This window comes from Pyxidicoccus sp. M6, from assembly GCF_055568925.1.
Genome location: NZ_CM145714.1, coordinates 5,481,548 through 5,483,514 on the forward strand (window position 1 = coordinate 5,481,548; position 1,967 = coordinate 5,483,514).

Genomic DNA, 1,967 nt, shown 5'->3' on the forward strand with positions numbered 1-1,967 from the left:
TGAAGAAGTGGATATCCGCGATGAGTGCCTCCGCCGTGAGCGGTGTCATCGGGTCGACGCAGCGCGCGTCGGGCTTGAACGTGATGAGCGTGCGTCAGGGCGGAGTGGTCACGCCTGTCTCGGGTGGCCGAGGCTCCGCTGAGGGCGGCGCCGCACGGCCTCCGCGGCGGTGATCTTCTCGATGGGCGGGACGCTGCCTTTCTTCTGCTCACCCATCGCCGGGCCCTCCCGTCACCTCACGGCGTGCCGCCACCACCCATGACTTCCGAGCGGAGCTGCGCAATCGCGGGCCCGAGCTGCGGCGGCTGCATGTTGCGCGGCACCTCGACGGAGAAGCGCTCGAAGTGCTCCAGCGCCTTCGCCTTGTCGCCGCGCCGCAGCGCGAGGCTGCCCAGGAAGATGAGCGCCTCCTGCGCGTCCGGCCACGTGTCCACCAGCTCCGACAGCTCCGCCTCCGCGCCCTCCAAATCTCCCTTCGTCGCGCGCAGCACGCCGCGGTGCACCCGCAGCTCGACGTGGAACGGGTCCGCGGCCAGGCCCTTCGCCGTCACCTTCGCCGCCTCCTCGAAGTCCTGCCGGCGGATGAGCTCGTGGCTCAGCAGCGACGCGGCCTCGACGTCCCCGGCGTTGGACTGCAGGCGCGCGCGGGCCTCCTGCATCTCGGGGTCCTCAGCCTCCTCGCCCATGCCCTGGCCCTGCTGCTGCTGTTGCCGCCCGCCGCCCGGCATCCGGCCCGTGGCCTCCTGGCCCTCGGTGCGCACCTGCTGCTCGGAGACGAGCAGGTAGCTCAGCCCGCCGAAGAACAGGACGATGCCCGCGCCCCACAGGGCGCCCGCGAGCTGCGGATTGCGCGCCGCCCAGCCGTTGCCCGCCGGTGCGGGAGCCCGCTGCCGCGCACCGTCGCCGGACGCCTTGCGCTTCAGGTGCTCGTCCTTCGCGCGCAGCGCGTTGGCGGCCTCGCGCTCCAGGCGGGACTTCTCCGCCGCGTACTGCTCGGCGCCCAGGTTGTGCTTCTCCGCCTCCAGCGCGCGGAGCTGGTCGATGAGCGACTGCGCGCGCTGCGTCAGGTCATCCAGCACGCCGTCGCGAGGCTCGTTCGTGGCGAGCGCGCCCCGGCTGCGCTGAAAGATGAGCCAGGCGGCGGCGGCCACGAAGGCCACCGCCAGCACGATGATTCCAGGCAACCAGTTCGTCGTCTGCGGCTGCATGCCTTAGCGCTCCAGCTCCCGGCGCACGGCCGCGAGGTACGGGTCTTCTTCTTCCTTCGACGGAGTCTCCGTCGTCGTCGCCGGGGTGGCGGGCTGCTGCGAAGTCTGTGTCTCGGCGGGGCCGGGGCCGCGCTGGAGCTGTCTCCAGATGACGATGCCGCCCAACGCGACGAGCGCCACCGGGCCCAGCCAGACGAACCAGTTGAAGCCCTCGGCGGTGGGCTCCAGGAGCACCCACTCGCCGTACCGGGCGACGAAGTAGTCCACCACTTCCTGGTCCGTCTTCCCCTCGGCGACGAGCTCGCGCACGGTGTCGAGCTGGGCGCGCGCCATGGAGGCAGGGCTGTCCGAGATGGACACGCCCTGGCACACGGCGCAGCGCAGTTGCTTGCCGAGCTTCTGGACGCGGGCCTCCAATTGAGGCTCGAGCGGCTGGCTTCCGCCCTGCGTGGGCGCGTACTGGCCGGTGAGGAGGCTGAAGGCGAGGGTCAGCGACAGGAGGGCAGCGGTCATCGGACTCCCTGGAACCGTCCCTACGTAGCTTTGCGTGACGGGTGTTGCCCAGGGAAACCGCTGCCCCGAGCGCCCGGACCTTCGGCCCCTCTCCGAGCGATATGCATTGATTTGTAGAAATGCTGGATTTGACACAGTGTCAGCGGAATTGCTAGGCAGTCGACAGTCGTCAGATTGCTCGTCCTGACCTGGGGTCGGGGAGGGGGCGCTCCGCCGAGGCGCGCTCCCGTTCGAGGGGGAATTTCG

2 protein-coding genes are annotated in these 1,967 nt (G+C 70.5%); both read right to left on the reverse strand.

Annotated features, from left to right (window positions below):
* Positions 1-236: 236 nt before the first annotated feature.
* Complete coding sequence (locus tag ACVTJA_RS21935) at positions 237-1,208, reverse strand: tetratricopeptide repeat protein (protein ID WP_465838905.1); 972 nt, start codon at positions 1,206-1,208, stop codon at positions 237-239.
* A gap of 3 nt (positions 1,209-1,211) precedes the next feature.
* Positions 1,212-1,721, reverse strand: coding sequence for a cytochrome c-type biogenesis protein (locus ACVTJA_RS21940; RefSeq protein WP_465838906.1), 510 nt, complete (start codon positions 1,719-1,721; stop codon positions 1,212-1,214).
* Positions 1,722-1,967: the final 246 nt, after the last annotated feature.